This window comes from Williamsia sp. DF01-3, from assembly GCF_023051145.1.
Classification (GTDB): domain Bacteria; phylum Actinomycetota; class Actinomycetes; order Mycobacteriales; family Mycobacteriaceae; genus Williamsia.
Map to the genome: position 1 here is coordinate 2,061,450 of NZ_JALKFS010000005.1, position 21,063 is coordinate 2,082,512.

General features: G+C 63.7%; 25 protein-coding genes, 1 tRNA gene and 1 pseudogene. 7 read left to right on the top strand and 20 right to left on the bottom strand.

Features of this window, described 5'->3' with window-relative positions:
• Window positions 1-25: 25 nt before the first annotated feature.
• From MVA47_RS11815 to MVA47_RS11840, 6 genes and pseudogenes are all read left to right on the top strand, one after another.
• Window positions 26-976 carry a UTP--glucose-1-phosphate uridylyltransferase gene (locus MVA47_RS11815; protein WP_099381731.1) on the top strand — a complete coding sequence of 317 codons (951 nt, stop codon included), beginning with the start codon at window positions 26-28 and terminating at the stop codon, window positions 974-976.
• A 187-nt stretch (window positions 977-1,163) separates the two neighbouring features.
• On the top strand, window positions 1,164-2,429 hold the full coding sequence (glp, locus tag MVA47_RS11820) for a gephyrin-like molybdotransferase Glp (RefSeq protein WP_030170543.1): 1,266 nt from the start codon (window positions 1,164-1,166) through the stop codon (window positions 2,427-2,429).
• A 9-nt stretch (window positions 2,430-2,438) separates the two neighbouring features.
• Window positions 2,439-3,091, top strand: a pseudogene (locus tag MVA47_RS11825) (GNAT family N-acetyltransferase).
• Between the two features lie 228 nt (window positions 3,092-3,319).
• Window positions 3,320-4,462 (top strand): gephyrin-like molybdotransferase receptor GlpR, encoded by a 1,143-nt coding sequence (glpR, locus tag MVA47_RS11830; protein ID WP_247208061.1) that lies wholly within the window; start codon window positions 3,320-3,322, stop codon window positions 4,460-4,462.
• Window positions 4,463-4,502: 40 nt separating this feature from the next.
• Window positions 4,503-4,575: transfer RNA gene (locus MVA47_RS11835), tRNA-Ala, on the top strand.
• A gap of 125 nt (window positions 4,576-4,700) precedes the next feature.
• On the top strand, window positions 4,701-5,804 hold the full coding sequence (locus tag MVA47_RS11840) for a site-specific integrase (protein WP_247208062.1): 1,104 nt from the start codon (window positions 4,701-4,703) through the stop codon (window positions 5,802-5,804).
• Between the two features lie 195 nt (window positions 5,805-5,999).
• Here MVA47_RS11840 and MVA47_RS11845 read toward each other — a convergent pair whose 3' ends face one another.
• From MVA47_RS11845 to MVA47_RS11865, 6 genes are all read right to left on the bottom strand, one after another.
• Entirely contained in the window at window positions 6,000-6,914 is a 915-nt protein-coding gene (locus tag MVA47_RS11845) for a tyrosine-type recombinase/integrase (RefSeq protein WP_247208063.1), read from the bottom strand.
• Between the two features lie 565 nt (window positions 6,915-7,479).
• On the bottom strand, window positions 7,480-7,707 hold the full coding sequence (locus tag MVA47_RS11850; protein WP_247208064.1) for a hypothetical protein: 228 nt from the start codon (window positions 7,705-7,707) through the stop codon (window positions 7,480-7,482).
• Window positions 7,708-8,234: 527 nt separating this feature from the next.
• Window positions 8,235-8,546, bottom strand: a complete 312-nt coding sequence (locus tag MVA47_RS11855; protein ID WP_247208065.1) for a hypothetical protein — start codon at window positions 8,544-8,546, stop codon at window positions 8,235-8,237.
• The gene (locus tag MVA47_RS11860; RefSeq protein WP_247208066.1) at window positions 8,546-8,743 is read right to left on the bottom strand and encodes a hypothetical protein; all 198 of its coding nucleotides are present in this window, start codon (window positions 8,741-8,743) and stop codon (window positions 8,546-8,548) included. The genes MVA47_RS11855 and MVA47_RS11860 overlap by 1 nt, the downstream gene beginning before the upstream one ends.
• A 29-nt stretch (window positions 8,744-8,772) precedes the next feature.
• A complete protein-coding gene (locus MVA47_RS26745) occupies window positions 8,773-8,907 on the bottom strand; it encodes a hypothetical protein (protein ID WP_281504714.1) in 135 nt (44 codons plus the stop codon).
• Window positions 8,908-9,189: 282 nt separating this feature from the next.
• A complete protein-coding gene (locus MVA47_RS11865; RefSeq protein ID WP_247208067.1) occupies window positions 9,190-9,477 on the bottom strand; it encodes a hypothetical protein in 288 nt (95 codons plus the stop codon).
• 91 nt (window positions 9,478-9,568) lie between these two features.
• On the opposite strand from MVA47_RS11865, the gene MVA47_RS11870 reads away from it, so the two are divergent.
• A complete protein-coding gene (locus tag MVA47_RS11870) occupies window positions 9,569-10,231 on the top strand; it encodes a hypothetical protein (protein WP_247208068.1) in 663 nt (220 codons plus the stop codon).
• Window positions 10,232-10,430: 199 nt separating this feature from the next.
• On the opposite strand, the gene MVA47_RS11875 is transcribed toward MVA47_RS11870, so the two are convergent.
• The 14 genes from MVA47_RS11875 to MVA47_RS11940 form a co-directional block, all read right to left on the bottom strand.
• The gene (locus tag MVA47_RS11875) at window positions 10,431-11,582 is read right to left on the bottom strand and encodes a hypothetical protein (RefSeq protein ID WP_247208069.1); all 1,152 of its coding nucleotides are present in this window, start codon (window positions 11,580-11,582) and stop codon (window positions 10,431-10,433) included.
• 444 nt (window positions 11,583-12,026) lie between these two features.
• Complete coding sequence (locus MVA47_RS11880; RefSeq protein ID WP_247208070.1) at window positions 12,027-13,523, bottom strand: hypothetical protein; 1,497 nt, start codon at window positions 13,521-13,523, stop codon at window positions 12,027-12,029.
• The gene (locus MVA47_RS11885; protein ID WP_247208071.1) at window positions 13,520-13,849 is read right to left on the bottom strand and encodes a hypothetical protein; all 330 of its coding nucleotides are present in this window, start codon (window positions 13,847-13,849) and stop codon (window positions 13,520-13,522) included. The genes MVA47_RS11880 and MVA47_RS11885 overlap by 4 nt, the downstream gene beginning before the upstream one ends.
• 9 nt (window positions 13,850-13,858) lie before the next feature.
• On the bottom strand, window positions 13,859-15,121 hold the full coding sequence (locus MVA47_RS11890; RefSeq protein WP_247208073.1) for a hypothetical protein: 1,263 nt from the start codon (window positions 15,119-15,121) through the stop codon (window positions 13,859-13,861).
• Window positions 15,122-15,143: 22 nt separating this feature from the next.
• Window positions 15,144-15,584, bottom strand: a complete 441-nt coding sequence (locus MVA47_RS11895; protein ID WP_247208074.1) for an HNH endonuclease — start codon at window positions 15,582-15,584, stop codon at window positions 15,144-15,146.
• 565 nt (window positions 15,585-16,149) lie between these two features.
• The gene (locus MVA47_RS11900) at window positions 16,150-16,746 is read right to left on the bottom strand and encodes a hypothetical protein (RefSeq protein ID WP_247208076.1); all 597 of its coding nucleotides are present in this window, start codon (window positions 16,744-16,746) and stop codon (window positions 16,150-16,152) included.
• A gap of 14 nt (window positions 16,747-16,760) precedes the next feature.
• Complete coding sequence (locus MVA47_RS11905) at window positions 16,761-17,066, bottom strand: hypothetical protein (RefSeq protein ID WP_247208078.1); 306 nt, start codon at window positions 17,064-17,066, stop codon at window positions 16,761-16,763.
• Window positions 17,067-17,090: 24 nt separating this feature from the next.
• The gene (locus MVA47_RS11910) at window positions 17,091-17,774 is read right to left on the bottom strand and encodes a hypothetical protein (RefSeq protein ID WP_247208079.1); all 684 of its coding nucleotides are present in this window, start codon (window positions 17,772-17,774) and stop codon (window positions 17,091-17,093) included.
• Window positions 17,774-18,469, bottom strand: coding sequence for an alpha/beta hydrolase (locus MVA47_RS11915; RefSeq protein WP_247208080.1), 696 nt, complete (start codon window positions 18,467-18,469; stop codon window positions 17,774-17,776). The genes MVA47_RS11910 and MVA47_RS11915 overlap by 1 nt, the downstream gene beginning before the upstream one ends.
• A complete protein-coding gene (locus MVA47_RS11920) occupies window positions 18,466-18,936 on the bottom strand; it encodes a hypothetical protein (RefSeq protein WP_247208081.1) in 471 nt (156 codons plus the stop codon). The genes MVA47_RS11915 and MVA47_RS11920 overlap by 4 nt, the downstream gene beginning before the upstream one ends.
• The gene (locus MVA47_RS11925; RefSeq protein WP_247208082.1) at window positions 18,933-19,139 is read right to left on the bottom strand and encodes a hypothetical protein; all 207 of its coding nucleotides are present in this window, start codon (window positions 19,137-19,139) and stop codon (window positions 18,933-18,935) included. Before MVA47_RS11925 ends, MVA47_RS11920 begins: the two co-directional genes overlap by 4 nt.
• Complete coding sequence (locus MVA47_RS11930; protein ID WP_247208083.1) at window positions 19,136-19,429, bottom strand: hypothetical protein; 294 nt, start codon at window positions 19,427-19,429, stop codon at window positions 19,136-19,138. Before MVA47_RS11930 ends, MVA47_RS11925 begins: the two co-directional genes overlap by 4 nt.
• Before the next feature lies 1 nt (window position 19,430).
• Window positions 19,431-19,943, bottom strand: a complete 513-nt coding sequence (locus MVA47_RS11935) for a holin (RefSeq protein ID WP_247208084.1) — start codon at window positions 19,941-19,943, stop codon at window positions 19,431-19,433.
• Between the two features lie 21 nt (window positions 19,944-19,964).
• Window positions 19,965-20,999: an LGFP repeat-containing protein gene (locus MVA47_RS11940; RefSeq protein WP_247208085.1), complete on the bottom strand. Its 1,035-nt coding sequence runs from the start codon at window positions 20,997-20,999 to the stop codon at window positions 19,965-19,967.
• Window positions 21,000-21,063: the final 64 nt, after the last annotated feature.

A 21,063-nucleotide genomic window follows, 5' to 3' on the forward strand; every position in this document is an offset into this window, starting at 1 on the left:
AGTGTGATCAACCTAGGGTGGGAAAATGACTGAAGCGCAGACCAGCCCGGCCAACGAGGTCGAATACGAGTCCGTTCCGGGCACGCCGCCCATTCCGCGAACCGCAATTGTGCCGGCCGCCGGCTTGGGTACCCGTTTTCTTCCGGCGACCAAGACCGTGCCGAAAGAACTTCTTCCCGTGGTGGATACACCCGGTATCGAATTGGTGGCCGAAGAGGCCAAGTCGGCCGGTGCTGAGCGACTGCTGATCATCACGTCGCCGGGTAAAGACGGCGTCGTCGCGCACTTCGTCGAAGACCTGGTGCTCGAACACACCCTCGAGTCCCGCGGCAAAGACACCATGTTGGCCAAGGTGCGGAACGCGCCATCGCTGCTGGAGGTTGCGTCGGTCATCCAGGAGAAGCCCCTCGGACTCGGCCACGCGGTCGGATGCGTCGAGGCCAAACTCGACGACGACGAGGATGCTGTCGCGGTTCTGTTGCCCGACGATCTGGTGCTTCCCAACGGAGTCCTGGAGGTGATGGCCCGTACGCGCGCCAAGCGCGGCGGCACGGTGCTCTGCGCCATCGAGGTCCCGACCGAGAAGATCAGCGCGTATGGCGTATTCGATGTCGAAGAACTTCCCGATGCGGCGAATCCCAATGTGATGAAGCTGAAGGGAATGGTCGAAAAGCCCGAGGCAAAAGATGCGCCTTCCAATTATGCGGCGGCCGGGCGATACATCCTCGACCGCGCAATTTTTGATGCATTGCGACGAATTGAACCCGGCGCTGGTGGCGAATTGCAGCTCACCGATGCCATCGCTTTGTTGATTGACGAAGGTCATCCGGTTCACGTCGTGGTTCACCGCGGAACTCGCCACGACCTCGGGAACCCGGGCGGGTACCTGAAGGCGTCGGTCGACATCGCCCTCAACCGTGAGGATTACGGCCCCGAATTGCGCGAGTGGCTGGTCGAACGCCTCGGGTGCAGCTGACCTCCAACCCACGACAGCACCCGGTCTGAGCGCGTTGATGCGATGGCGCGCGGCGATCCCTGGATGCGAGAGAACGGAAATCGCCGACAAACCAGCTAACGTCAGTCGTCAGAACAACGACACGGCGACCCGTTGGCGCGGCGAACGAGCACTATCGGGCCGCCACGGCGATTGAAGGAGGCGATCGGTGCGTTCGGTGGAAGATCACCTGAGCCGAGTGACCGCCGCGGCAGTGGCTCCGAGGCCGGTGCGCGTCGCGATCTCGGAGTCACAGGGTCTGCTGTGTGCCGAAGAGGTTGTTGCCGACAAGCCGTTGCCCGGGTTCGATCAGGCTGCCATCGACGGATATGCCGTTCGCAGTGTGGATGTCGCCGAAGCGGGCACCATCGCCGATGAGGAATCGGAGTCGCCGGGCGACCAGGTGATCGTTGTCCTGCCGGTGGTGGGGGAGTTGAAGGCGGGTTCGCGGACGCCAACACGGCTCCAGCCAAGGCAAGCGGTCAGGGTGGAGACCGGCGCTCCCTTGCCGACACTCGCCGACGCCGTGGTGCCCAAGCGGTGGACCGACGGCGGACTGCCCAAGGTCAGAATCGGTCATGCCGTGCGAAGCGGACAATACGTCCGGCACGTCGGCGATGATGTTCAGCCCGGTGACGTAGCGGTCCGCACCGGAACGATCATTGGTCCCGCGCAGGTCGGTCTGCTCGCCGCTGTGGGCCGCGACCGCGTGCTGGTTCATCCGCGACCACGACTTTCCGTCATCTCCATCGGTGGCGAGCTGGTCGACATCGACCGGACAGCCGGTGGCGGTCAGGTGTACGACGTCAACAGTTACGCGCTGGCCGCGGCTGCTCGTGACGCCGGCGCAGACGTCAACAGGGTCGGTATCGCCGACAGCGAGCCGTCGCAACTCCGTGAACTGGTCGAGGGGCAGCTGATTCGTTCTGAGATCGTTGTGATCACCGGCCCGGTCGGTGGGGCGGCCTCGGAATCGATTCGCGAAGCCCTTTCGGAGCTGGGCGAATTGGAGATCGAACGCATCGCGATGTACCCGGCTTCGGTCCAGGGTTTCGGCCAGCTGGGCCGCGACGAGGTGCCCACCTTCCTTCTTCCTGCGAATCCGGTCTCGGCGTTGGTGGCTTTTGAAGTGATGGTGCGACCGCTGATCCGGATCGCGCTCGGCAAACGCCAACCGATGCGGCGAGTGGTACGTGCGCGCACGGTCAGCCCCATCACCTCGGTGGAGGGAAGGCGCGGATATCTGCGTGGGCAGCTGATGCGCGATGAGCAGACGGGCGAATACCTCGCTCAGGTGATCGCAGCCGCAGACGGCGGATCGCATCTGCTGGCGGGCTTGGCAGAGGCGAACTGTTTGGTCATCATCGAGCCGGAAGACGTTGAATTGCGCGCCGGCGATGAGGTGGACGTCGCATTCCTGGCTCAGCGGGGGTGAGAGTGCACCGTGCGCGCCTGGAGCAGGGGTGACACCGGTCGCCGTGGATGGCCGGCCAAGCTCGGGCCGATATCCGTTGCGGGAGGCGTCGTTACGGTACGTCCGGTCCGGCTGCGTGACGCCAGGGTGTGGAGCAGGCTTCGCATCGAGAACCAGAATTCGCTGATGCCGTGGGAGCCCACGGGTGTCGGCTTGTGGTCGGCCCGGCACAACCCGGCGGCCTGGCCGGGTCTGCATTCGGTCCTGAGGGCCGAGGCAAAGGCAGGGAACATGCTGCCGTTTGTCATCGAATTGGACGGCGAATACTGCGGGCAACTGACGGTGGGCAACATTCAGCGTGGCGCGCTGCGCAACGCATGGATCGGATATTGGGTGGATGCAGCGGTCACCGGACGTGGAGTGGCAACGGGCGCACTGGCACTCGGCGTCGACCACTGTTTCGGGCCGGGGGTCTTCACCGGCTCGAGGCAACCGTGCAGCCTGCCAACGCGGCGTCGCTGTCGGTGCTGCACAAGGTGGGATTCCGCGACGAAGGCCTGCTCAAGCGCTACATGGACGTCAACAGCGCCTGGCGGGACCATCTGTTGCTCGCGTTGACCACCGAAGATCTCACCAGCAGCGCCGTGGACACATTGATCCGCAGCGGCCACGCCACCGCCTGAACTCCCGGCACCTGCGCGCAGATGCCTCTCGGCTCGCGCTGGGCGGCGGCTCTTCTCCGATCACGCGTGAGCACCCAGAGATGGAACGAATCGGCCGGGACATCGGCGCGTCGGCGCTGGTTGGGCAGCGGTGAGCCATAGCCTGATTCCTATCGTCTGTTACAGGTGTGACTGACGCGTACTCGACCGGCCGGTCGGGGCGAGATTGCCGACAGGAAGGAGCTGCCCATGCCGAACTCGTTGCTGTGGGTGTGTCTGGTGGCGATCTGGCTCTTTGTTCTGGTGCCGATGGTGGTGAAGTCGCGTCCCACCGTGCGCAAGACGACCGACGCCGCGATGTCGACACGCGTGCTCTACCGAGGTGGCCGGGCCATCGCCAAGACCCGTCGTCGCATGGCGGCAGGCCGTCATCCGCACGATCCCGACTGGGAACCCCCGGTGCGTGAGTATCGCAAGACCGCAAAGGCAACGGCGGCAACAGATACCGCTGACGTCGACGACGCCACGACGACCAAGGTTCCGGCCGGCAAGTCCGAGCCTGCATCGGTCTCGGTGAAAACCGTCGCCGCTGCCGCTCAGACAAAGACGGTCGACACCAGCGACAGTGATGCCGACGCAACCACCGACGACACGACGGTTGTGGTTGAAGACGCCGACATCGAGTCATCCGATCACCGTGACGCCGTTGCTGAGCGCGATGACGAAGATGCGGACGCAGATCGCGACGATCGGGGCGTCGAGGACGCAGACCTCGACGATGCTGAGCTCGATGACGCGGATTACGAGGACGCCGACCACGAGGACGCGGACTATGAAAACGCGGACTACGACGACGACTACGACGACGATCTCACCGACGAGGACATCAGCGCCGACGAAGCGGCGGATCAGGCGGAGCAGGACGAGGTCGCCCGTCGTGCACGTCGCGGAGGCTTCGATCCCGAGGCCGATCGCGAGCGCAGCGACAAGCGCTACAGGTTCCGCCAGCGCGTGATGGCCGTGCTCGGGGTGCTGGCGCTGCTCGGCATCGCGGCCGGCTTCTTCCTGGGTTCGGTCGGCTGGGTCATCGCCGCGGCCACGGTTGTCGCGCTGGTCGGCTACCTCGCGTTCCTGCGCCGCGCGGTGCGGAACGAACAGCGCATCCGTCGTCAGCGGATGCAGCGGCTCGCCCGGGCCAAGCGCCAGGAGGAAGAACGCCGCGCGCAGCCCGAGGTCGACCCCCGAGCCGAGGTGCCCCGCAGACTCCGTCGACCAGGCGCGATCGTGTTGGAGATCGATGACGAAGATCCGATCTTCGACCACCTGCCGCGGTTCGAGCACCGCGAAGAGGTTGTTCGTGAACCCTCGTACCGGCGGGTGGTGGGGCAGTAGTCCCGCCCTGTTAATCTTGTCGAGTCGCTCACGCGGCAAAGGGGCTATAGCGCAGTTGGTAGCGCGTCTCGTTCGCATCGAGAAGGTCAGGGGTTCGATTCCCCTTAGCTCCACAAGAAAGTGCAGGTCAGAGGGCCTTTCTGGCCACGACCGCTGCAAGGCAACATTTCCAGGCAACATATCTGTCGGTCCCCGCAGCTAAAATGCGGTGCATGTACCCCGGTTCAGGCATCAACTGATGGCGTCTATCCAGGCGCGCACCCGCAAGGATGGCTCCGAGACGTGGCGTGTCCTCTGGAGACAAGGCGGCAAACAGCGCAACGCGACGTTCGTGGAGGCCTCCGGAGCCGTCCGGTTCCGCGACCACATCGACCAGTTCGGGCCGGTCGAGGCGATGCGGATCCTCGAATTCGAGGACGCGGCACGGTCCGAGCTCACGCTGACCGAATGGCTCACCGACCACATCAACGCGCTGACTGGTGTGGAGCAGGCGACGATCAATCGATACATCTCCTATCGGGACCGCGACATCGCGCCGTCAATTGGAAGGTTGCCGCTTTCCGCAGTGACCGAGGTGTCGATCTCTCGATGGGTCCAGGAGATGTCGACGGTGCCCAAGGGCAAGAAGGCGCCCGCCGGAAAGACGATCCAGAACAAACACGCATTTCTCTCCGGGGCGCTCAAGGCCGCGGTCCGCGCTGGCAAGATCGCGGCCAATCCGTGCGACGGCCGCAGGCTTCCGCAGACTCAGAAGCAGGAGATGGTGTTCCTCGACCGTGACGAGTTTGATCTGCTCCACTCGCACATCCCGCACGACAGGTGGAAGAACCTGGCGACGTGGCTCGTGACGACGGGGATGCGGTTCGGCGAGGCAACAGCACTCGACGCACGCGACATCGACCCAGTTGCCGGGACGTGTCGGATCAACAAGGCATGGAAGTACAGCGGCGACTACCGTCCAGAGATCGGGCCACCGAAGACTCGCAAGTCAAACCGCACGATCAACCTGCCTCCGCAGGCTTTGGCCGTCATTGATCTCTCTCGCGACGGATTCCTGTTCACCAACGGCGCGGGCTCACCGGTGCGGGCGCAGGAGTTCTACAACCTTGGCTGGAACCCGGGCCGCATTAGGGCGGCCGAGAACGGACTGACAAAGAAGCCTCGGGTGCACGACCTGAGGCACACTTGCGCGTCGTGGATGATCAACTCCGGCGTGGGGTTGCCGGTTGTGCAGGCGCACCTGGGGCACGAGTCGATCCAGACGACCATCGACAGGTACACCCACCTTGACCGTCACGCCGGAAAGACTGCGGCAGACGCGATTGCCAGGATGCTCGACTAGTCGCCGAGCGTGCGTCGGGTGTGTCGCCGGGACACCCCGAGCTTCCGAGCAACCGTGACAGGGTCCTTGGTTCGGCGGCCGGCGCCACGGCGTTTGTGTGGTTTGCACATTGCGCAGCCGCGCCACGAGCGCGAGGGGTGATGGTTGGGCATACCTGCTCCAGGGGTGACTCCGCCGATGGCGAAGGTTTGAACGTTACGCCACCGCGCCGAAGTACGCGGCCAGCGCGTGGGCGCTGTGTGTGTCGAGGTTCGCGCGGCCGCGGTCGTAGAGACGGATGGTGGTGCTGATGTCGGCGTGCCTGGCCGAGAGTTGCACCTGCCGCAGGGGGACGCCGGCGTCGATGGAGTGGACGACGAAGCTGTGCCGCAGGGTGTGCGGTGAGATCTTGCCGGTGATCCCGGCGGCCTTGGCGCAGCGCTTCACCACGCGGTCGGCCGAACGCCTCGTCATCCGTGTGCCGTCCCGCCTCAGTAGCAGCGGGCCCACGGTCCGGCCGGCGATCACCGCGTCGATGGCTCGCATCACGACAGGCGGCTGGGGGATGAGCGCGGCCTTGCCGCCCTTGCCGATGAACCGCAGGCACCGGTGGGCCTTCGCGACCACGTTGCAGTCTGCGATATCGAGGTCGCACGCCTCGGAGACCCGGACGCCGAGGTAGCCCATGATGACGACCAGCGCGTAGTCGGTCGGGGTCGAGTCGTACGCCGCGCGGACCAGTCGCTGCATCTCTTCGCGGGTGAGCGCCGCTCGTTCTGATTGGTCGACAGTGACTTTCGGTCGGCGCACCAGCCGGGCCGGGTTCTTCACGATCAGCTCGTCATCGATGGCGACCTCGTACAGCTGCGACAGGGTGCCGATCCGCCGGCTGATCGTCGGGGCCGCGTTGCCGCGCTCCTCACGCAGGTACCGCATGTACATCTCGAGGTGCGGCCGACGGACACCGGTGATCGGGTGGATGCCGTGGCGCTCGCACCACTGGCAGAAGATCCGAAGGTCTTGGCGGTAGGCGGCTTGGGTGTTCGAACCGTCCCAGCGCATCAGGAACGATTCGATGAACAGGTGCAGGTCGTCGAGTGGAACGACCGTCGACAGGGTAGCGTCAGGCATCAGCCCTCCAGGTGTCACAGACTTGGGTGGGTCAGACCCCGGCAGGTGTTACCAGCACCTGTGCGGGGTCGCTCGCTTTCTGGGGCGAGATCGTCAGCCTACCGGTGAGAGCTGTTGTGCGCCACGCAGTTTGATGATGGATTTAGTTCACCCGCCGCCCGTGGCGCGTAGGTGGTGGGCGCTTATAGCAGATAGGGGTGACACCCGAGGCCAGCATGTTTGACATGTTGCGCGCGCGCGACCACACTTGTCGTTAGTTGTCAGGGTGTCGCGTTCAAACGTCGCAGTGTGTTCGAAACACCAGAGAAGGACCGGATCTCCACCTCAGAGATGGAGATCCGGTCCTTTTGCTGCCAAAAATGCGCCCGCGGGAAGCGGCGCGACCTGGGACTTTCATGAATGTGATTCGCAACGTGTTGTGTCGCCAGTAAAAGACACGCACAAGGTGTAGGGTTCTGAACTGCGACGTTTGTAAAGATCGACCCGACAACTGAAAGGAGTCCTTCGATGGACCCCTGCTTACTTCATCCTCGTGAACTGGCTAGCGCCGCGTAGGCGTATCCGGTTACTGCGCCAAGGCGCCGCACTCCATGCACTTCGGCACTCCGCAGTAGCCCGTGACCCGCCCGTCACCGGCCAGCGTGACAGCTCCCTCGGCTTCGTCCAGGCCCGCGGCCCGCCCGTCGAGTTTGAACCATTCACCGCCACACTCGCGGCAGTGCAAGGGTTCAGATGCATCGGCTGGCGCATTCCTGCGGTGGCTGTTCAGATCGATGACCAAGGAGTCTGGCATGTCATTGCCAATCCGTAGTGGCCGGGGCCCTTTGGGTCCCGGAGACCGGTGGAAGACCGGTCAACGAGTTCCGTTCACCGGAAGTTACGTCGACCAGCATGGTTACGTTTCCTTCCACGAGGCGCACGCAACCTTCCCGCCCTGTATCGGGAGAAAAGGTGCGTGTGCGTACCGGTCGCCGTATCGCGGTGACCGCGAGACAGCTTAACTAGCTGCTCTCCAACTGACTCTGGAGGGGTTTGTGGTTGCCGCCCAGCCCCTCCAGAGTCCCCATAGTGCCACCTTCGGCAAACCCCGCGCATGTTTTCGGAGGCGCGAGTGGAAATTGTCACTCGATCGCTACTCCTCGGCGGGAGCGTGACAACCCTTCAACACGAAGAAACGCCCCCACCCGTAGGTGGGGGGCGTTCTGGCCTGCGAGGGTCCGGGGAGAAGTCGGCGGACAACACTTCAGACGGTCCCGGCGGTGTTGAGGTTCCCCCAAAGTGCCGTCAAAGTCGGGGCATAATTTGGCTATTGGGCGGTGCTCAGCGCACCGGCGTCAGCTTCACAATGGACGGCGCAGCGGGTGCCGGTGCGAAGTGGTCCTCGTGGTCCTCGCAGACAAGGTGGCCGAACCCGTCGTCGTACGATGGGTACGCCTTGCACACTTCGCAGCCCCGGCATTCCGGGCAAAGGAACTGACCGTCAGAGTTTTCGGCCCAGTGGTCATCCTCGGAGACCCATTCGCGGACTTCTTGCTGGCCGCCCAGCGCTGAGAAGTCACCCCAGTACTCGTCCTGCACGGTCTTGCAGACGTCGCACTTCGCTCGGTAGTAGGTGACTTCATCGATGGCCATTACTTCTCCTGCTCTCGTGCTGCCAACCACTCCGCATACCCCGGCTTGCGCTGCGTCGCCTTCACGTACGCATCGAACCGCTTCCGCACGACGTCGGTCAGAGTGTCCTCGTTGAACTCGGCCGCCAGGCGGGCCTGCTCGTACAGCTCGTCGGCGATACGGAAGTTCCGGTTGCTCGTCTTCGGCTGGTTCGGCACACCTGGGAGGGTATCGGGTGTACTTACGGTCACGACTCAGACTCCATCTGATCTGCTGCCGCATTGAGCGCGTGAGCGATATTCGTGGGTAAACCCGTGTCGAAGATCCACGCTGCGTGAGCGCGCAGGGACGCCGGGGTGACCTCGATATCGTCGGCGGCCATCACAGCTCACCGTCGCAAACGCCGTCACAGTTGAAGCACTTGGAGCTTTCCTGCCAGACGCCCGTCTCGCTGTACCAGCCTTCGCTCCACGTGTGCCGACGGCCGAACCTGCACGTGTCGGTGTGCGTGGGGCAGCAAGTGCGCGGTGCCAGCTGCTTGCGGGTCCGGGTCGGCTTGATGCGAATCACTGTGTCTGACATAGCTCAACAGTACCCGGTGTACTTACGCAGCGCAACGCCGGTGTACTTACGGATGTACTTACACCCGGCGGCATACCGGACGTTATGGGCGGAGTGTGTAGTCGCGCTCAAACGTTTCCCCATCCGTCACCGTGAATCGATATTGTTCAAACACGGACTGCGTGCGGCGGCCGTGGTTGATAATCCAGTCGCCCCGACGTGCGTGGACGCCATAGGCGCTGATCTCCATCGTCGAATAGTCAATTCGGACATCCATGCAGCGCAAGATGACCAGCCAGTCATAGACTCGCTCGGCTGTCCGCTCCCACACCTGAGCCGCTTCGACTCGCTCGCCGTTTGGCCCGTCGAAAGACTGCACCACTTCGTTCATGGCGTTGATTCTCCACCACAACACCGGGGGGGGCGATCGTCTGTCGCGTCCACTACTCCGGCAATGATCGCATGCCGCTACTCTGCTCGCTATGTCATCCGAACTCGATCGCCTTCGCTTTGCAGTCGGAGATCCAGACGGTGCTCGGTCGAGCACCTGGAGGGTATGGACCGTCAAGAAATCTGCAGACGTCTACGTTGCTGTGCGCACGATTGCGGGGATCGAGAAGGTGAGCCTCCACGAATCGGGCAACTACGCTTACGGCGTCACAGAGCAGGTCCGCGCCCATTTTGTCGAAGATGGAGAGAGTCGTCTCCACGACACATGGACGCGGCCTGACTCGGACCACGGCTGGCACCGCGGCTTTGCGATCAGGTTCCCGATCGAAGACTTGCGGCCCTTGCCGGACGAAGAACGAAACGGCGTTGCATTTGTCGCACCGGGTGAAGTCGGCGCCGTCCAGATCAGTATTTTTATAGGCACGTCTGCCGCGAGCAAGTTCGAGGTCACACCGGTTGAAAACGAGCTCGGGCGACTGCGAATCGGCGGAGCGGGTGGCCAAGTGGTGGCTGCCGTCCAGCGCAATCCGGATTTCACGAGTGATGTACTTACCGGCAAGCGCGATTGGGCCATTGGCAAAATTCGAGCCGAGAGGCCGGACATCAAACTGTCGCCGACCATGCGCATGGGAATGCTCGGATCCGACCAGGCGACCGGCGAGCGTTTTCTGTACGATTTAAGTTGCGATATATAGCTCGTACGAACTGACGCCAATCCGATATGGGTTGGCGTTATTAGTTGCCTCTGGGTACTACCGAGTGTTCGTCGAAGTAGTAGGTGCTCCTCAGGGGTGTCCGTCTGATTGCTCATGGTGACCCGATCGCACAACGGTGCCGAACGAACTGAACGTCGCCGCCGGGCACGATCGACAACCTCGCTACGAGGTGTAGTGGTCAATGCGCAACTGCTTTCGACCCTCTGTTGTCGCTGGGGGTCTCATCTGCAGTTGGGATTGACTGCCGCCAAGCGTGCAGCGCCTTATGCTCGATCCGGAAGACCTTCATACAGCTAGAATGAATGCCGTAGTCGTGCGGATCCCGACGAATTGTGCACCGGACTTCTTCGCTGCATTCCGGACAGGCAACTACCGGCCTTCCGCTTGGCGCATTGGTGGTAAGCGCCGCAATGACGCCATCAACGATGTCGAACTTCCCGTTTACAGTCGGAGGGCCACCGTCTGCCGCAATCAGCGAGGCCCCGCAGTTGAAGCAGACCGTCTTAGTTTCCTGCCCTCCAGCCTTGGTCACAAAGCTGATTTCATTTGAGCAGTCAGGACACGATGTTTCGACGCGAACTGTCGAGGCTTGCCCCACTGGGCGCGCGAACACAGATCCGTCAACGCGGCGATGAGCATTTAATGGCTTGCCACAGTGCTCACAGGTGCTCGATGCGGTGCTGCCCGGATACTGGCCGATCATCACCGTTGTTTGCTTCTTACAGTCGGGGCAGCCAACTACTTCTGAGCTGCGAATCGGCCGCGCATTCTTCTCAAGATTACGTCTCACCTGTTCGAGTCGACTGGCAATCTTGGTGGTCGCTCCAACTCCTCCATTGCTGCTTAGCTGGGTGGCGAGATCCTGGAGCTCGTTGGCGGTATCAAGTAACTCCTGTGACGGGAATGGACTCTCCAGGATGTTTTGGATCGCGGTTACCTGGGTGTAGATCGTGTTCACCGCCTGCTGCACCAGCGCGAACGCCGTGTCCGAATGGAGTCCTTCCATTAGGCTTCGTTCGACTGCTTGACTGATTTGCGCAGATGCCTGGCCGATGTTCCTACTGACGAGGTCAAGCTGTGATCTGATCTCATTCAGGGCTTGCTGTTTTGTCACTACCTTGCCGACTGTCCACGACAGCAGTGCGCCCCCGAGTGCTGTCGCGACACCGCCGCTAATTACGAGCGCGGTCTGTTCTTCCCGCCCGCCGTATGAGCCCATCAGCACACCCATCACTGCGAGCGCGATGCCAGCAATCGTTTCCATCGGGTTTGCCGCGACTGCCGCGAATGATGACCTCATGTATGCCCCCATGACCTTCGGATGGCTCACCGCCACCGAGTTCTGGTATGGTAGCGAAGTCCACCTACTCGTGGGCGCTAGAGCGGCATATTGCGGCCGTGAACCATTACTTGCCCCCAGGCCTACTGGCCGGGGGCTTTGTATTTGGTCAGTACTGCCAGTGTCAGCGTTGCGCAAGTGACCTGGATGTCGCGAAGCAGGCGAAAAACGGCGTAGGTCTGGGAGTATCGTGGTATGGGACTTACCTTCGACCCAGGCTCAGAACCCGTTTGGCTTGAGGAAATGACGATCGACGAGGACCGAGAGCCTGATCCGCCGAGGCACTGCGAGAATCTGAGTGCGGCACGATCACGGGCAAAGCAACTTATTGAGATTCAGCCAAAGTCCCATTACCGGATCGTGAGACTTGACGACAATCTCGTCATGGACATAGACCGCCGAGGCGAACACTGGTACTAACCACTCCCGAGGCGTCTAAGAAGGCGCCAGCCTGAGGGCGTCGAAGTAGTCCGAAACCGCGTCGGTCCACACGAACGCGCCGTTGTTCGGATCGGCGGTGTCCGTGGTGTCCGTGGGGTGCACGCCGTCGTTGCGGATGAGCGAGACCCCAAGGTCAGACTTCGCCCGGAACGCTTCCATGACGGGGATGTACCCGATGCCACGTTTGGCGGCCCACGACCGGATTGCCAACAGCCGCAGCAGGTGTGTGTTCTGGTTCGCAGCGGGAGGCTTCTCGGGGTTCTGCGACATGATCACGATGCCCGCGGTGGGCCACGTTGCCCGGACCAGGGTGACGAAGGCGTCGAGCTTGCCGAGGTAGGTCGCGGGACTGTCGGAGCCGTAGTTGTGGCAGGAGTTGATGATCACAAGCTCGGGGGTGACCGGGCACTGCTGGGTGAGCCAGGTGGTCTGGTAGTCCAGGGTCGAGCCGGTGAGCGCGCCGTTGTACATGTGTATCTGGCGGGGCACAGCGCCTGCGGTGGTGACCTCGACTTCGAAGTCGCCGATGACCATGCCGCCGACGGTGCCGCCGGTCCAGCCGTCGGTCGTGCCGGGGGCGAGGGTGGTGACATCGTCGCTGGTGAGGGTGCCGTTGATGGTGGTGCCGTTGAGGGTGAACGACACGGCAGTCCCGGCGACGGTCAGCGTCATGTTCGCCGCCTGCGGGGTGGCCGAGTTCGCGGTGAGCGGGTTCGCCGCGCCGGTGACGACCGTCGTGGTGGTGCCGCCGATGTTCTTGCTGATGCCCCAGGTAGCGATGCCGGTGGTCGAGATGTTGAGGTAGCCGTAGAGCATCGTGGTTGAGCTGACGCGCTTGGTGATTAGCCGGAACTGTTGAGTCGCAGCTTGACCCGTGGTCACCACGGTGACGCCCGTGATGCGCACGATGCGGTCGCCGGTGACCCCGGAGTTGCTGATCTGCTCGGAGGTGGTGGCGTCGGTGGTCCGCACGGCCTGAGTGCCGTTCAGCGTCCAGTCGCCAGCCGAGTTCGCGAAACCGCCCCAGGCGCCGCCGATGTCAGGCGTGGACCCATAGAGGTCGCCGTTGCGGGAGAAGGTGTCCTTGGTGACGATGCCGGTGGCCGGGGCCGTCCCGGCCTGGATGACGTCGGGGGCGTTGCGGGTCTTGGTGGCGTCGTCCCAGGTGATCATGTCGACCAACGCGTCGGTGTTCTTGCTGGCTTCGTGCGCCAACCAGCGGCGGGGCCAGCGGGTCGCGATCGCGCCGGTGGAGTCCGAGGGCACGTAGATGTTGGAGACGCCGACCTTGGCATCGGACTTGGCGGTGAATGCCTGACCGACGTCGGTGGGTATGTGGCCGTAGTAGCCCAGCGCCGACCATGCCGCAGTGCCGTTGCCGACTTTGAGTTGCCCGGTGTCGGATTCGAATCCAGCCTCACCGGCGGCGAGGACTGGGTTGGCAGATGCCCACTGGCTGGCGTTGCCTCGGCGTAGCTGAATCTTGGTCATGGTGTGCCTCCGTCGAAGGTGTCGTCAGTTGTCGTGGGGGTTCCGCCGTCGAGCACTCCGCCGCTACCGCCGCCGGTGGCGGGTGTGGTCCAGCCGGGACCGTCGGGGAGCTTGGTGAGGACCTGACCGGTCGAGCCGCCGGCGGGCAGAGCGCCATCGACCTCGACATCACCGGTAACCGGATCAACGGGAGTGCCGTTCACAGACCGCACATAAGTAGCGTCCGCGTCCTCTTGTGACAGTGCGTTGTTGGCGGCCTCGGCCAGCTCGTTGAGGTCGGCAGCGGTGACCGTCTGGCCCTTGACCCAGTTTGATTTTGCGGGCACGTCAGTCTCCTAAGCAGTGAGGGTGAAGGGCAGTGTGTACGGGAGCGTGCCCGGGGCAGGCTCGTAGCTGTGCTCGCCGCGCGGCACCCGCCAGGTCCGGTCTTCGCGGTCCATGACGGTGACGCGATCGGACGCTGGGATCTTCCAAGTCCGTTTCGGTACCGGTGAATACCCGGGCAGGATGACGCCGCCAGCATCGATCGCGAGCGCGGTGTCGGAGTCACTGGCCGCTGTGAGCGAGCCGGCGGCCTCGAGCCACACACTGGTGTCGCTGGACTTGATGAACGCCCGGACTACACCCGCATCCGTCGGGCTGCCCGTGTCGGCAGCCGGGCTCTTGCTCGACGTCGACCCGGCGTCGACACCGATGGCGGTATCGACCGCGACGGTCTTGGCGGTGATCGCGGCCGTCTCTGTGCTGGCCGCGATGTCCGTCGACGGGCGCGGCACATTGACCGCGTTGCCCTCCACCGCCACAGCGGCGTCGGCCGAGGGGACTGCGATGCGCTGGGACTCGGCGGTCACACCGGTGTCAGCCGACGGGGACCGCGCGGCAATGCCTGCTGACTCGACGCTGCTGGTGCTGTCGGACTCGGGCCGGTTCGCGGCTACCGTTCCTGCATCGGCGACGGCACCGGTGTCTCCGTTGGGGATCGGAGTGCTCGCGTTGATGAGGCTGACACCCGTGGCGCCCCATGAGTTCGCCGAGATCGTGGCCGCCAACGTCACCGACGCTGCGCCCGGTGCGTCTTGAATCAGCAGCCGCGGACCGGTGTTGTTCAACGACCGCTGCGTCTGCGTCGGCGCCGACATGTTCGCGGCCGCCTGCATGAACGCGGTCACCATGTTCGTCACGGTCGACGGCACCGTCACCGACGGAGTCCCGCTGGTCCCGGAGGCGCCGACGAGCGTCCCAAATCCACTGACGCCGGTGTAGGACACCGACTGTCCGATAAACACGGCTGATGACGCGCTCTGGTTGCTCGACCACGTCACGGTTTGCGGACCTGCCGGAGCGCCCACGAGGCCGAACACTTCCTGCCAGCCGTTGCCGTTCGCGGTGGCCTGCACGCCCAGCGAGGTCATCGCGACGCCGCCGTACGTGCAGGTGCGTGTGCCACCGACGCCGTAGCTGATCGACTTCGCGGCCGTCACCGCCACCAGCACAACGAGATCCGCGCCAGCTCCGGTGTGCGACCACGACATCGTCTGCCCGCTGGTGCTACCGGAGGTTCCGCTACCGGCACCTACCGCATCGAATGCAACGGTCACAGTTCACCTCTTCAGTACTGGGTCAAACGGACTCTCCATACTCGCGCAGGAACTCTCGCGCCCACAGGAGCTTGTCTTCCACGCGCTGACCTTGAGGCTGCGACGTCGACCACAGCTCGAGATTCTCCAGACGGTTGTCGTCCCGAATGCCGTTGATGTGGTGTACGTTTTCGTGTTCGAACAGTGGTCGACCAAGGTGCTGCTCCATGAACCAGCGGTGCTCCAACATTGACACGCCGCCTTTGACGCGGACACGGACGTACCCGTCGCCGTTCTTGTGGCGGTGAGTGGCGTGCGTGCCAACATATTTGCAGCGACATTCCCACGTGCAGAACTTGCGCCGGTATTGCACGCCGCGGTTGACGTATTCCGGGGCGCCCTGGCACACCTCACCGCACTGGATGCAGGTAAAGGACGGCGTCATTCGGTCCATGCTGGACCGCTTCTGCTTCGCCAGGTACATGGGATTGCAGCGCTCATTGCAAAACCGTTGTGCCGGCCCACTTGGCGTGTACTCGGAGCCGCACGTTTCGCACAGTTTGGGGGTCCACTTGCCACTCCAACGGCCACGGGCCTTGATCCCGTACTGCCGCATCCGCATCTGCACGCTCGCTGGCGAACATCCGATCTGGCTGGCAATCTCAACACTCGACAACCCCGATGCATACAGCTCTCGCAGCGCTTCTGGATCGGCAAGCTTCGGATAGCGAACCTCCCGAGTCGCCCTAGGGGGTTTGGCTCGTACTCGGCATTCGTCACAGCGGACCTGTCGGGGTCCGCGTGGCTTGAACGCCCTTCCGCAATCGCGGCAGCCCGCTGGTCGCATGGACGTCGTCTTCCGGGGCGGAATCCCGTAGATGCGCATGTACCGCATCACATTGCCTGCGGTGCAACCGATCTCCTCGGCAACCTCTCGGCTTGACATCCCCGAATCGAACTTGCCACGCAGCCATTTCTCGTCTGCCAATTGGGGGAACTTGGGTTTCGGGGCCACAACCTCAAGAGTACTGGGTTATTGGCACCAAAAACTAGCTCAAGCTCACAGTGAACTGGGCTTGCCAGGACGAGCCCGCCGCCTTGGTGCCGAGGGCCGCTGGGGCCTTGTGGTTCAGCATGATCGGCGAGGTACCGACGGCCGCGAGGGTTCCGCCCGGGGTGAGGGCGCCGGTGGCGATACCGAAGCACCACTCGTTCCATGCGAAGTTCGCGACACCCGAGGCGAACGTGGAGTAGCAGGTGATGACTCCACCCGATTGCGTTGGGTAGGTGGCGTCGGCGCCTTGGTAGTAGGCGGTCGTGGGGGAGCCGTTGCCGCCCAACGCGGTGTCACCGACAACGGCAGCCGTCGAGACGCTGCCCACGCCGATGATGGCTTGGGCGTTGGTGAATGCGGCAGCGCCGCCACCGATGATCAGGTTCGTGATGCGGTTGAGCCCGGCCGTGGTCAGCAGGTTCCCGACCTCTTCAGCGACAGCGTCGGGGACCAGGCCCTCATGCTTCTGCAGATAGGTCAGGTCCTCGCCGGTCGGTTCCCGGCCGAGCAGGTCGGTGAGCTCGGCGACGGTGGCCGGCTCGAACTTGTTGACCCGGACGTGGGGTGTCCAGGTGATGGCATCTGCAGACATGTTGTCTCCCTTGGTTATAGGTCTCTGATGACGACGGTGATGGAGCGTTCGACGGTGCGGCTGTCGGTGGTGGTGATGCGGTTGGTGACGGTGTACGAGCGGTCGACCGTTCCCCCGGACAGCCAGACCACTGAGGTGGTGTCGTTGTTCACGACCGACGGCAGGGATGTGGTGAGGCCTGGCGGGGACACCGACCATGTCGATGACGCAATCGTCTCGCCCTCGTCGAGCCAACGTTCATCAGCTGGCACATTCTCGCTACCCCAATCGTTGGCGTAGTCGAGAACGTCGGCGGGGTCTTGGGTGTATCGCTTGGGCATGGCGGGCCTCTTTTCTGCTGCGGCCTAGCTTGTTTCGTCGGAGATCTTCAGCACGTACAGGCCGTTGTGGTCGATGCCCGCGGGCATGTTTCGGATGGTCCCTGCGTGGAGGTAGACGCCGACCTTGTAGCCAGCCGAGGGCACGGTGAACATCATCGAGTTTTGGCAGGTGACGCCGTCCGAATCGGTGACGTAGAACCGCTTCATGGTGTGCAGCGTGGTCTGGTTCGGTTGGTAGACGCGGAGTTCGATGTAGATGTCGGAGGCACCGAACGCGCGGGCCGCGACATCGATCTGATAGTCGACGCGCCACAACCCTTGAGAGTTGAGAGTGATGCGACCAACCCCATCGTTGGAGCAGCCGACGACCGGTCCGACCTGCTGGTTGAACTCGACCCGCGACGTGCCGGTGAAGTCCGAGAGCGCTTGGTCGGCGTACCAGGCGCCGTAGCCGATCACTCCGAGCAGCTTCTGCGTCTTCACCTGTAGGTCATCGACCTGGGTCCATCGCATCCCGATCAGCGTGGCGCCCTCGGTGATGCGCGCGAGTACCCCGCCGAGGAATCCGTTGCTGCTGAACCAGCCTGAGTCGCCGGTGATCAGGCGGAACAAGAACTCGATGAAGTTGCCGTCGAGTAGCGACTTCAGTAGTGGGTCGACTGCCGGCTTCTTGTTGCCACCGGAACGCTGGGGTATGCGCGGTGGCATCAGCCAACACTCCGGATCCAGGCCGCCAGGTTCTGCAGATAGGTCAGCCCGTTGGCCTGCTTCCGTGCGCCATACCCGCTGTGGTCACCGCGGAATAGGTAGCCCTCGGCGTCGATGCGTGCGCGCCGGTACTGCAGCTGCACGCCGACCGGGTTCCACCACTCGACCCGGACCTGCTGCCAACGTCGTGAGGCCAGACGGGCCAGGATGTCGCCGACCCAATCGCGTGGGTTGCGGAACGACATGCGGGCGGTCTGGTCAGCGAGGGTCCGCAGCGGGGAGTCTTTCGGGCACTGGCAGATCACGTCCTTCGGATCGAACATCCACCTGGTGCGCACCGACGCGGGCACCGGCCGCGACCCACGGATGCCGGTGAGCCCGTTGCCGAGATCAGGCTGCATCGGATCCGACACCGCGGCGGCCGCAATGATGTTGGGGTGCGCGGTGGCTGCAAGGTTCACCGCCGCCTCGGCCCCTTGGGAGTACCCGAGCAGCACAGCCGGGCCCTTGTCGAGCTCGGCCCGGCCCTGCCGCATCAACCGCAGCACCGACTCCTCATGGCTCGGGCCGAAGGGAAGCGGGACCGGGCCGTAGCTGCCCGGCGGCAGGGTGACGACCTCGGCGCCAGGGATGAGGTCGGTGACGCCGTTGAGCATCCCCGGGTCGCCGACGCCGGGGAACACGATGATCTTCACGCGCCACGTCCCTTGTGTGCGAGCTCGCGCAGAGTGTCGATCCAGATCCGGCGTTGTGTTCGGAAATCGCCGTGCTGTTCCCGGTCTTCGCGGCCGCGGCGCTGGTACTGACGCAAGGACCACCACAGCCAGACCATTGCGAGAGCTCCGCCGACGTAGATGACCAGTCGCCAGTACTCTCGTCCGGGGTACTGCGACTGCGAGATCACCGAGGCGGACACCTGCCACAGGACGAGCGTCATGATGACGCTCTTGGTTGCGTAGATGCGGCCGAGTTCGTTGACCCACCACGGCGACTTCAGCAGGTACTGGAGGGTGAATCCGATCTGCACCACGGCCAGAAGGAGCAGCGCGCCGTTGCCCAAGTCGCGCAACGAGATTCCAGGCTGCGCGGTCCCGAGCGCGACCAGCACGATGCTGGCTACCACGCCGATCATGAACAAGACCGCGCGCCAGCTGGGCCTCATGCGGGCCCTCCGAATGCTGACCTCAGTGCATCCACAAAGTGGTTGCGGAGCAACTCATTCTGTAGGCCAGCGTTCACCGCTTCGGCCCTCCGATCTGCTGATTCGGCCTGCTTTCGCCGCAGGCTCGCCATGTCTCGCTCGCGCTCCATCTCGTCGGCCTGGGCGCGCGCTCGTTCGATTTCGTGACGCCACGGCCACTTCATGTCCGCTCCTCGGCCAGTTGCCGGATCGCGGTGACCATTGCCTGCTGTACCTCGGCCGCCGCGGTCGACTTGGCGGCGGCGTCGGCGAACTTTCCGATTGAGACCGCGTCCTCGGTGGCACGTTTGTCGGCGGCCTCAAGGGCGCGGTCCTTCTCGGCCACGATCTCGCGATGGTGTACGCCGAGAACCAACTTGCCGGTGAGGAACGCCCACGCCAGGGCGATGAACGCGATGATCAGGAACGACACGATCCCGATCCCGTCCCACGCCGCTGGCGTGAAGATGCTCAAGCTAGTCGCCGTTCAGTTCGGTATACGAGCCGGTCGGGTTAGTGACGGGCAGTGCGACAGGGATCACTGGGGCAGTGGATGGGAGCCCCTTGGTGGCACCGAGGTTCACGGTCAGAGCGGACGTGAGCACAGACACGATGGCAGCGGTGGCCGCGATCGTCAGGGCAGTTTTCCAGTCGATGTCGGTCAGTCCGCCGGTCGCCGGGATGGCGCCGACGAGTGTGCCGGCGAAGGTTCGTGCTGCGCGGTCGCCGGTGTCGATGAGCCAGTTGCCTGACGTCAATGCCGTCGCTGAGGCGAGCGCAAGCAGGAACGACACCAGCGCCGCGAGACCCGCCGATCCGAGGACTGTGGTCCAGGAGACGTCGGTGATGACGACTCCAGCGCCGAGGAAGACAAGCACGTTCTGAATGAATGTCTTGACGGTGCGGTCGAGGAGGTCGAGCCAGAATCCGCGCTGGCTGATGGAGCCGATTTCCGCTGTGCCGTGGATGGCGTCGAGTGGTTCAGACATGATGATCAATCCTTCTGTTAGTTACTGCTTGGGTGTTTCCGGGTCGTTGAGGAACTCGACGACCAACGACGGATGGAAGTAGGCCTCGCCCTTTTCGAACTGCTGGACTCGGCCGCCGTCGAAGAACTGCTCGCTGCCGAGCGGCCAGCCGAGGCGGCCGTTCTCGAAGCCTTCTTTCGCCCAGCGTTCGAGGATGGCGCCGTTGACGACGCCGCCGTCGGTGCCGAACTTGCGGTAGATCGCACCGCGCTGGAACGCCTGGATAGTGCCGACCTTGTCGACCGTCGCGTGGCGTCGGGTCGGGTAGCCGAGCGGACCCTTCTCATAGCCCTGCGTGGCCCACACCTCGAAGATGTCGCGCGGGATCGCGATGGCACGCAGGCCAATCGGCGCGGCTTGGTTAACGCGGGGGCTCCAGTAGATCCAGCCGCCCTCGAACTCGGCCATGCGACCTTCACCGTCAGGCAGCTTGGCCTCACCCTGGGTCTTGCGGGCGCCGATCCACGCCTTGGCGCGCTTGGCCTCTTCGTCAATCTCATTGACGGCCGGCATCGTCGGGGCGTCGTTGCCGAGGACGGCGTCGAGGTACCAGAAGTCATGGAACAGGGGGTCATTCCACGCTCGCGCGCCTTCGTAGTAGAAGACACCCGCACCCTGGGATTCCCAGTCGACTCCGCGGTCCGACTGTTTGACCGGGCCGCCCGGGACGTCCATGCCCATCAGGGTGCAAGCGGTGTGCGAGTAGACACCACCACCGCCGTGCTGCAGGCCCACGCGCATGATCGAGTTGATCGGGGGGTTCTTGCCGCGGCGGAATCCCAAGTCGTAGACGATCTTGTAGTCCAGGCGGAAAGACTCGGTCGAGCCGTAGCGGTTGCCGACCCAATCAGTGCGGCCCCAGAACCACGCGCCGGTCTGCAGCACGAGACCAGAGCAGTCTGTCGATTGCCGAGGGTTGTTGGAGAATGCCTCCCCGTAGCCGTAGTAGAGGCCATCGCGGGCGCGGCACATCGCGTCGATCTCACGGTAGCGCTGGGGGGTAATGACTTTGGTCATTGCTGTTCCTCTCGAGAGGGTGTGGGTTTGCGATGTCGCTCGTCGTAGCGGCGTTGCCACTGGC

What these genes read in the sequence shown, in the direction of transcription:
- MVA47_RS11815 (WP_099381731.1), top strand. Translation starts at nt 26, where the DNA reads ATGACTGAAGCGCAGACCAGCCCGGCCAACGAGGTCGAATACGAGTCC.
- glpR (WP_247208061.1), top strand. Translation starts at nt 3,320, where the DNA reads ATGCCGAACTCGTTGCTGTGGGTGTGTCTGGTGGCGATCTGGCTCTTT.
- MVA47_RS11840 (WP_247208062.1), top strand. Translation starts at nt 4,701, where the DNA reads ATGGCGTCTATCCAGGCGCGCACCCGCAAGGATGGCTCCGAGACGTGG.
- MVA47_RS11845 (WP_247208063.1), bottom strand. Translation starts at nt 6,914, where the DNA reads ATGCCTGACGCTACCCTGTCGACGGTCGTTCCACTCGACGACCTGCAC.
- MVA47_RS11850 (WP_247208064.1), bottom strand. Translation starts at nt 7,707, where the DNA reads ATGCCAGACTCCTTGGTCATCGATCTGAACAGCCACCGCAGGAATGCG.
- MVA47_RS11855 (WP_247208065.1), bottom strand. Translation starts at nt 8,546, where the DNA reads ATGGCCATCGATGAAGTCACCTACTACCGAGCGAAGTGCGACGTCTGC.
- MVA47_RS26745 (WP_281504714.1), bottom strand. Translation starts at nt 8,907, where the DNA reads ATGGCCGCCGACGATATCGAGGTCACCCCGGCGTCCCTGCGCGCTCAC.
- MVA47_RS11865 (WP_247208067.1), bottom strand. Translation starts at nt 9,477, where the DNA reads ATGAACGAAGTGGTGCAGTCTTTCGACGGGCCAAACGGCGAGCGAGTC.
- MVA47_RS11870 (WP_247208068.1), top strand. Translation starts at nt 9,569, where the DNA reads ATGTCATCCGAACTCGATCGCCTTCGCTTTGCAGTCGGAGATCCAGAC.
- MVA47_RS11880 (WP_247208070.1), bottom strand. Translation starts at nt 13,523, where the DNA reads ATGACCAAGATTCAGCTACGCCGAGGCAACGCCAGCCAGTGGGCATCT.
- MVA47_RS11895 (WP_247208074.1), bottom strand. Translation starts at nt 15,584, where the DNA reads ATGTACCTGGCGAAGCAGAAGCGGTCCAGCATGGACCGAATGACGCCG.
- MVA47_RS11900 (WP_247208076.1), bottom strand. Translation starts at nt 16,746, where the DNA reads ATGTCTGCAGATGCCATCACCTGGACACCCCACGTCCGGGTCAACAAG.
- MVA47_RS11905 (WP_247208078.1), bottom strand. Translation starts at nt 17,066, where the DNA reads ATGCCCAAGCGATACACCCAAGACCCCGCCGACGTTCTCGACTACGCC.
- MVA47_RS11910 (WP_247208079.1), bottom strand. Translation starts at nt 17,774, where the DNA reads ATGCCACCGCGCATACCCCAGCGTTCCGGTGGCAACAAGAAGCCGGCA.
- MVA47_RS11920 (WP_247208081.1), bottom strand. Translation starts at nt 18,936, where the DNA reads ATGAGGCCCAGCTGGCGCGCGGTCTTGTTCATGATCGGCGTGGTAGCC.
- MVA47_RS11925 (WP_247208082.1), bottom strand. Translation starts at nt 19,139, where the DNA reads ATGAAGTGGCCGTGGCGTCACGAAATCGAACGAGCGCGCGCCCAGGCC.
- MVA47_RS11935 (WP_247208084.1), bottom strand. Translation starts at nt 19,943, where the DNA reads ATGTCTGAACCACTCGACGCCATCCACGGCACAGCGGAAATCGGCTCC.
- MVA47_RS11940 (WP_247208085.1), bottom strand. Translation starts at nt 20,999, where the DNA reads ATGACCAAAGTCATTACCCCCCAGCGCTACCGTGAGATCGACGCGATG.